Source organism: Spiroplasma sp. Moj (assembly GCF_016082285.1).
GTDB lineage: Bacteria > Bacillota_I > Bacilli_A > Mycoplasmatales > Mycoplasmataceae > Spiroplasma > Spiroplasma phoeniceum.
This window is the reverse complement of sequence record NZ_MQTY02000038.1, coordinates 1-8,607: the sequence shown is the minus strand read 5'-3', so window position 1 is coordinate 8,607 and position 8,607 is coordinate 1. Positions and strand designations below refer to the sequence as shown.

The 8,607-nt window shown below is 30.5% G+C and carries 4 protein-coding genes; all 4 read left to right on the top strand.

What is annotated here, in order from left to right:
- The first annotated feature begins 250 nt into the window (after positions 1 to 250).
- Complete coding sequence (locus tag BST80_RS02720; RefSeq protein ID WP_415745859.1) at positions 251 to 481, top strand: hypothetical protein; 231 nt, start codon at positions 251 to 253, stop codon at positions 479 to 481.
- A 64-nt stretch (positions 482 to 545) separates the two neighbouring features.
- Entirely contained in the window at positions 546 to 701 is a 156-nt protein-coding gene (locus BST80_RS02715; protein ID WP_415745858.1) for a hypothetical protein, read from the top strand.
- A 123-nt stretch (positions 702 to 824) separates the two neighbouring features.
- Positions 825 to 4,733: a DNA-directed RNA polymerase subunit beta gene (locus BST80_RS02710; protein WP_415745857.1), complete on the top strand. Its 3,909-nt coding sequence runs from the start codon at positions 825 to 827 to the stop codon at positions 4,731 to 4,733.
- A gap of 13 nt (positions 4,734 to 4,746) precedes the next feature.
- Positions 4,747 to 8,499 (top strand): DNA-directed RNA polymerase subunit beta', encoded by a 3,753-nt coding sequence (gene rpoC, locus BST80_RS02705; protein ID WP_415745856.1) that lies wholly within the window; start codon positions 4,747 to 4,749, stop codon positions 8,497 to 8,499.
- Positions 8,500 to 8,607: the final 108 nt, after the last annotated feature.

Sequence of the window (8,607 nt, the reverse complement as noted above, 5' to 3'; positions counted from 1 at the left end):
AAAGTCATTTTTCGTTGTAGGAAAATATTAAATTTTTAAATAAAAGACATAATTAATTAAAATTATAATTTGCTATTAGTATCTTTTTAAAAATATTTACAATTATTTTAATAGGTTATGCAAGAAGTCTAATAAATTTAAAAGAAATACGCAGAGTGCTAATGCAATTTTTAAAGAATTATTAAGTAATTTTAAACAAAGTTCAAATGTAGAGAATTTACCTGATCTTAAGTTATTTAATGCTTATAATTTGGTCAAAGATAAAGCCGTTTGAGTTGGAAATAATAATAATAATAATAATAATAATTATGAAACCGTTCGAAATCGAATTGTCTTCAATTATTATTGAGGTTCATTTTGTTTAGCATTTACATTTGGTTTAAATCGAATAAATTCAATTTTCTATGCAGTCTACGGTTCAAATGGTGGCGATATTGATGTTAACCATGGATGATGAGCATGAATTTTAATTGATAAGTAATTTAGTTTTACAACTTTATTATTTTTTAGTAAAATTAAAATAATATATAAGGAGGTCTTAAGCAATGACGAATTTTAATCCAAAATGTTTTAAATGTATTGCCGAACAAGAAAAACAAGGTATTGGTGGCGGAGCTGCTGGAGTCTTATTTGGAAAAATGAAAGAAGCAATGGTTGGTACAGTTGATTATGAAATTTTTATTTGTGATCGTCATAAGTAAGAATTAATATAAGGAAAAAAGCAGTTGATGCTTTTTTTAATTTTTAATAAAAAAAATTGACTTTTGTGTCAAACCAATATAAAATTTATAAGCGTATATTGTGAAAAGTGAGGTTAATAATTAATGGCATTAAAAGAAAAAGAATTTGGGCATTACGCTAAAAGAATTGATTACACAAAAGTAAGTGGGAATTTAGAATTACCAAACTTAATTGAAATTCAAACTGAAACATATGATTGATTCAAGAAAACAGGGATTAGCGAAGTGTTCGGGGAGGTATTTCCGATTGTTGGACATGAAGGAAATATCGTTTTAGAGATGTTAGATTGAGAATTTAGAGAGCCACGAAGAACAATTTCTCAAGCAAAAGATGAGTCAAAAATCTTTGAAGCACCAATTTATTCAAATTTAAAATTAACAATTAATTCAAAAGATTTAGAAGTTGAAAAAGCAATTTTTAAGGGAGAACCCGAATTAATTAAAGCGTGAATTGAAGAACGTGTTGGGCATATGATTACAATTTTAAAAAAATCAACTGATGTTATTTATTATGATATTCATTCTGGCGATGAAACAGCAACATGTACAGTAACAATTAAAGAAAGATTAGATGATAAACTAATTATTGATATTACAATTGAAAAAGAAGGCGAAGTCTTTTTTGGTGATTTTCCACTAATGACAGGAAAAGGAACTTTTATTGTTAATGGTTCAGAAAAAGTCGTTGTTTCACAATTAGTTCGTTCACCAGGAGCATATTATAAAATTGATTTAAATCGTAAAAATGGAGAAAATGTTTACTATGTTGATTTAATTCCATCACGAGGGACATGGTTAGAGTTTGAATCAGATCATAAAAAAATTAAAGTTGGAAAAGAAGAAAAATTTGAGAATGTTTTTTATGTAAAAATAGATAAATCTAGAAAAGTATCGGTTGCTAATTTCTTAACGGCGTTAGGAATTATTAAAGAAGATGCTCTAGAAATTTTTGGTTATAATAAATTAGTAAAAAGCACATATGAATTAGATCCATACACAGGTGATATTTCATATGACCAAAGTATTGCTGTTCAAGAAATTTATAAAAAAATTCGTTCAGGAGAAACAGCAACTCCAGATGGTGCGACAAAATATTTATATGGATTATTATTTGATAAACGTAAGTATGATTTAACCAAAGCAGGACGTTTTAAATTAATTCAAAAATTATCAGTTGAAAATCGAATTTATAACAAAATATTAGCTGAAGACATTAAAGATGTAAATGGTAAAGTTGTTTTTACCGAGGGAACGTTAATTGATAAAGAAGCTATTAACAAGTTAAAAGGAATTTTAAAAGCAGGAGCTTGTTTACAAGAAGTTAAATTTAGTGATGAAATTATTTGTTCTAATAAAATCCAAAAAATTAAAGTGTATGTTGATAATGAAGTTTGTTCACGTGTAGCGAATATTATTGGAATTGATCCTAATGCAATTGATGAATATGTAACAGTGTCTGATGTTTTGGCGACATTTTCATATTTATTAAATTTAACAGATGGAATTGGGGAAGTTGATGATATTGACCACTTAGGAAATCGTCGTGTTCGAACAATTGGGGAATTATTACAAAATCAATTTCGAATTGGTTTACTAAGAATTGAAAAAAATGTTAAAGAAAAAATGTCAACTTCAAATTTATTTAAAATGAAACCTTCAAATATTATTAATAATAAGCCATTATCAGCAATTATTGGTGAATTTTTCAATTTATCACAATTATCACAATTTATGGATCAGACAAATCCTTTAGCTGAATTAACAAATAAACGTCGATTAACAGCCCTAGGACCAGGAGGATTATCAAGAGAACGTGCTGGGTTAGAGGTCCGAGATGTTCATTACTCACATTATGGTCGTATTTGTCCAATTGAGACCCCAGAAGGGCCTAATATTGGGTTAATTAATAACTTAGCAACATATGCCAAAATTAATTCATATGGATTTATTGAAACACCATATCGTCGTGTTATTGGTTGCAAAGTTACAATGGAAAATGATTATTTAACAGCTGATGAAGAAAAAAATTATGTTGTTGCACAAGCTAATATTCGTTTAAGTGATAAGGGTGAAATTTTAGATGAACAGGTGGTTGCACGTTTCCAAGGAGAAAATATTATTGCTGGACGAAACGATGTTGACTATGTTGATGTTTCACCAAAACAAATTGTTTCAATTGCAACAAGTTGTATTCCATTTTTAGAAAATGATGATGCCAATCGTGCTTTAATGGGTGCTAATATGCAACGACAAGCAATTCCTTTAATTGCGCCAAATTCACCATATGTAGGAACAGGAGTTGAATATGCTGCTGCTCGTGACTCGGGATTAGCAATTGTTTCACAATATGATGGAACTGTTGATTTTGTTGATGCAACAAGAATTGTTTTAAAAACAAAAGAAGGGTTAAAAAATTATAATTTAGACACTTTTGTTCGTAGTAACCAAGGAACATCATTAACTCATGTCCCATTAGTGCGTCAAGGACAAAAAATTGAAAAAGGACAAATTTTAGCTGATGGACCATCAATTGATAAAGAAGAACTAGCATTAGGACAAAATGTAGTAGTTGCTTTTACAACATGAAATGGTTACAACTATGAAGATGCAATTATTGTTTCAGAACGGTTAGTATCCGAAGATGTTTTTACATCAATTCATATTGAAGAATATACAATTGAACGTCGTCAAACAAAACAAGGTCCAGAAGAGATTACTCGTGAGATTCCGAATATTTCTGAAAATGCACGAAAATTTTTAGATGATGATGGATTAGTTATTATTGGGACAGAAGTTAAACCAGGTGATATTTTAGTTGGAAAAGTAACACCAAAAGGACAAACCCAATTATCACCAGAAGATAAATTATTACAAGCAATTTTTGGTGAAAAATCAAAAAATGTTAAAGATAATTCATTACGAGTTCCAAATGGTGGTGAAGGAATTATCCAAGCAATTAAACGCTTTCCACGAGAAAAATATGAATTATCAGCTGATGTTTTAGAAGTTATTAAAGTTTATATTGTTCAAAAACGAAAAATCCAAGAAGGAGATAAAATGGCTGGTCGCCATGGGAACAAAGGGGTTATTTCGAAAATTTTACCGTTGGAAGATATGCCACATATGGAAGATGGAACACCAATTGATATTATGTTAAATCCATTAGGGGTACCATCACGGATGAATATTGGACAGGTGTTAGAAATTCATTTGGGAATGGCAGCGAAAAAGTTGGGACAAAAAATTTCAACTCCTGTTTTTGATGGAATAACAAATGAAGAATTAATTGAAATTATGGATAAAGCAGGAATGAAAAACTTTGGGAAAGAAGTTTTAATTGACGGTCGAACAGGTGAAAAATTTGATAATCCAGTTTCGGTAGGAGTAATGTATATGTTGAAATTATCACACATGGTTGATGATAAATTACATGCAAGAAATGTTGGGCCATATTCATTAATTACACAACAACCATTAGGAGGAAAAGCCCAAAATGGGGGACAACGTTTTGGAGAAATGGAAGTATGAGCGTTAGAAGCTTATGGTGCAGCTCATACATTACGCGAAATTTTAACAATTAAGTCTGATGATATTAAAGGAAGAACACGTGCTTATGAATCAATTGTGAAAGATAAAAAGATTCCAGAACCAGGAATCCCAGAATCATTTAATGTGCTAACTCGTGAAATTCAAGGGTTAGGATTTAATATTCATATGATTGACGAAAAAGGAAACATTAAGAATATTAAGAGTTATGATGAGACAGATTATGTTGATGAAGACTTATTAACAGATAGTGATGAATTTGAAGATGAATTTGATATTGATAACTTTATTTTAAGTACTAATCTTGAGCCACAAAAAAATGATAATTTAGATGAATTTGTTAAAGTTGAAGATAGTTTTGACTTGGTAGATAATTTAGACAATGATGAGTTAGATGACATTGATGATGAACTTGATGAAATTAATGATCAAGATGAATTAGATTAAGGGGGAAGAAAAAATGATTGAAAATAATGAAAAAAATAATCGTATGATTAAAATCGGCTTAGCAAACCATGATGATATTCGTAGTTGATCATATGGGGAAGTAAAAAAACCAGAAACAATTAATTATAAAACATTAAAACCAGAACGCGATGGATTATTTGATGAAAAGATTTTTGGTCCAACCAAAAATTTTGAATGTGCTTGTGGGAAGTACAAAAAATCAAAAAATAAGGGAAAAATTTGTGAACGTTGTGGAGTAGAAATTACTGAAGCGATTGTTCGTCGTGAACGAATGGGACATATTGAATTAGAAGAACCAGTAACACATATTTGAATGTTAAAAGCAGCACCTAGTCGAATTGCTTTAATTTTAGATATGAAAACAAAAGAACTTGAAGAAGTTGTTTACTTTGTTTCATATATTGTATTAGATGCTGGTGATGCAAAATCATTGAAACAAAAAATGGTATTAGATTTAGGAAATGCTAAAACATCAGCACAAACACGTCAACGATTAACAAAGACATTGCGTGAAATTTTAGATACACTAGAACCTAACACAATTGCTTATGAAGTGGGAGAAACAATGATTGAAGATTTAAAAAATACTTCATTGCCATTTTCAATGGATGAATGTGCTCAGTTCATTAATCGTCATACTAATGCACGATTTGGAATTGGAGCAGAAGTTGTTGAAGTATTATTAAAAAATCTAAACATTGATGATGAAATTGAAAAAATTAAGCAAGATTTAAAAGATAAAAAAACACAATTAGATCAAAATAAATTAATGAAACGTTTAGAAGTTTTAGATTCATTAAAAAAATCAGGTTCACGACCAGAATGAATGATTTTACGAGCAGTGCCAGTCATTCCACCAGATATTCGTCCAATTATTCAACTAGATGGTGGTCGTTTTACAACATCAGAAATTAATGATTTATATCGTCGAATTATTATTCGAAATGAACGATTAAAAAAAGTTAAAGCAATGGGAGCACCAAGTGTTATTGTTAATAATGAAAAAAGGATGCTACAAGAAGCTGTTGATGCTTTATTAGATAATGAACGTAAGGCACGACCAGTAACGGGAAAAGATAAACGACCATTAAAATCATTAACAAGTATTTTAAAAGGAAAACAAGGTCGTTTCCGTCAAAACTTATTAGGAAAACGAGTTGACTATTCAGGACGGTCAGTTATTGCAATTGGACCTGACTTAAAAATGTATCAATGTGGGTTGCCACGTGATATGGCCATTACATTATTTAAACCATTTGTTATTAGCAAATTAGTTAAAGATGGTTTAGCAGCAAATATTAAAGTTGCGGAAAAATTAATTTTAAATCAAGATGATAAAGTATGAGAAGTTTTAGAAGAAGTTATTAAGACTCGTCCAGTGTTATTAAACCGTGCGCCAACGTTACACCGATTAGGAATTCAAGCATTTGAACCAAAATTAGTCAAAGGAAAAGCAATTAGATTACATCCATTAGTAACAACTGCTTTTAATGCTGACTTTGATGGTGACCAAATGGCGGTTCATGTCCCAATTACAGAAGAAGCAGTTGCTGAAGCACGAAGTTTAATATTAGGAAGTCGAAATATTTTAGGACCAAAAGATGGTAAACCAATTGTTACACCAACCCAAGATATGGTGTTAGGGAATTATTATTTAACATATGAAGAAAAAGGACAATTAGGGGAAGGAATAATCTTTAAAGATTTAAATGAAGCTGTTATTGCATATGAAACTGGAGCTGTCGCTTTACATGCTTTAGTTGCTATTCCTGTTGTTGGTTTTGTAAATAAAAAATTTAAACCCGAACAAATGAAAGATTATATTATTACAACCCCAGGAAAAATTATTTTTAATCAAATTTTTAAAGAAGAGTTTCCATACTTAAATGAACCGAATGTTGAAAATTTAACAGCATTACCTGCTCGCTCATTAATTAAAGACAATGTTAATTTAGTTGAATATTTAGCGAGTTGAAAAGTTAATCCACCATTTAAGAAAAAAGATTTATCAAATATTATTGATCGCTACTTTAAACAATATGGAGCTAATAAGACTGCTGAAATGTTAGATAACATGAAAAATCTTGGTTTCAAATATTCAGGGAAATCAGGAGTAACAGTATCAGCAGGCGATGTTAAAGTTTATGATAAAAAACAAGAAGAATTTAAAGCGGCAGATCAAAAGGTAAAAGAAATTAATGATTACTTTAAAATGGGAATGTTGACCAGTCGTGAAAAACAACACCGCATTATTAGTGTATGATCAAAAGTTAAAGATAACATTCAAACTGAATTAGAACATGTTTTACGTGAAGACCCAAAAAATCCAATCTTTATGATGGCGGATTCAGGAGCACGGGGAAATGTTTCAAACTTTACCCAATTAGTTGGGATGCGGGGGTTAATGAATAATCCAAAAGGAGACATTATTGAATTACCAATTAAGTCTTCGTTCCGTGAAGGTTTAACAGTGTCAGAATTCTTTATTTCAACCCATGGAGCACGAAAAGGGATGGCTGATGTTGCTTTAAAAACAGCTGACTCAGGATATTTAACAAGACGATTAGTTGATGTTTCACAAGAAATTATTATTACAGTGAAAGATTGTAATGCTCGTCGTGGTTTTGTTGTATCAGATATTATTGAGCAAAAACATGCTAACATTATTGTGCCATTATTTGACCGTTTAGTTGGTCGCTATAATTTAAAAGATATTAAATTAAAAAATGGTGAAGTTATTGCTGCTAATACATTATTGACTGAAGAAGATAGTCGAAAAATTGTTGATAATGATATTAAGGAAGTTATTATCCGTTCTGTTTTAACTTGTGAAGCAGAAAAAGGTGTTTGCCAACGTTGTTATGGGAAAAACCTTGCTACAGGAATGGAAGTTGAAATTGGTGAGGCAGTTGGAACAATTGCTGCGCAATCAATTGGAGAACCAGGAACACAGTTAACAATGCGAACATTCCATACTGGTGGTGTTGCTGGGGGAGCTGATATTACCCAAGGGTTACCACGGATTAAAGAATTATTAGATGTAACCACACCAAAAGGATCAATTGCTGTTATTTCTGAAATTGATGGAAAAATTAGTGATATTCGTGATGAAGGTGGAATTCATACCATTTATGTTAAATCAGATAGTGATGAACGAAAATATAAAACGCAATATAATGCTGTTTTAAGAGTTAAAATTGGTGACAAAGTTGCTCGTGGTCAAAAATTGACGGAAGGTTCAATTAATATTAAAGAATTATTAGAAGTTGCCAAAATTGAAGATGTTCATAATTATATTTTAAAAGAAGTACAACGAGTTTATCGTTTACAAGGAATTGAAATTTCTGATAAATATATTGAAATTATTATTAAACAAATGTTAAATAAAGTTAAAATTATTGATGCTGGTGATACTGAATTATTACCAGGAGAAATTGTAACAATTAAACGCTATCGTAATGAAACAATTAATGCTGTTCGTTCAATGAAAAAACCGCCAACAGCAAAACATGTTATTTTTGGAATTAAAAAAGCACCATTAGAATCTGAGTCATTCTTATCATCAGCGTCATTCCAAGATACAACACGAGTATTGGTTAAGGCGATTATTAAAGGCAAAGTTGATTGTTTAGAAGGTTTAAAAGAAAACATTATGTTAGGACATTTAATTCCGGCGGGAACAGGATTAAAAAATCCCAAAGATATTATTACGGCTGGAATTGCAGCAAAAGCTGAAGAATACTAAAAAGACCATTAGGTCTTTTTTTCTTGGGAATATTGAGAATATGTGAGGTACCATATACATTTTAGACCAGTTAGTCTTTTAAAAATTTTAACACAGCTTCAGTTGGTG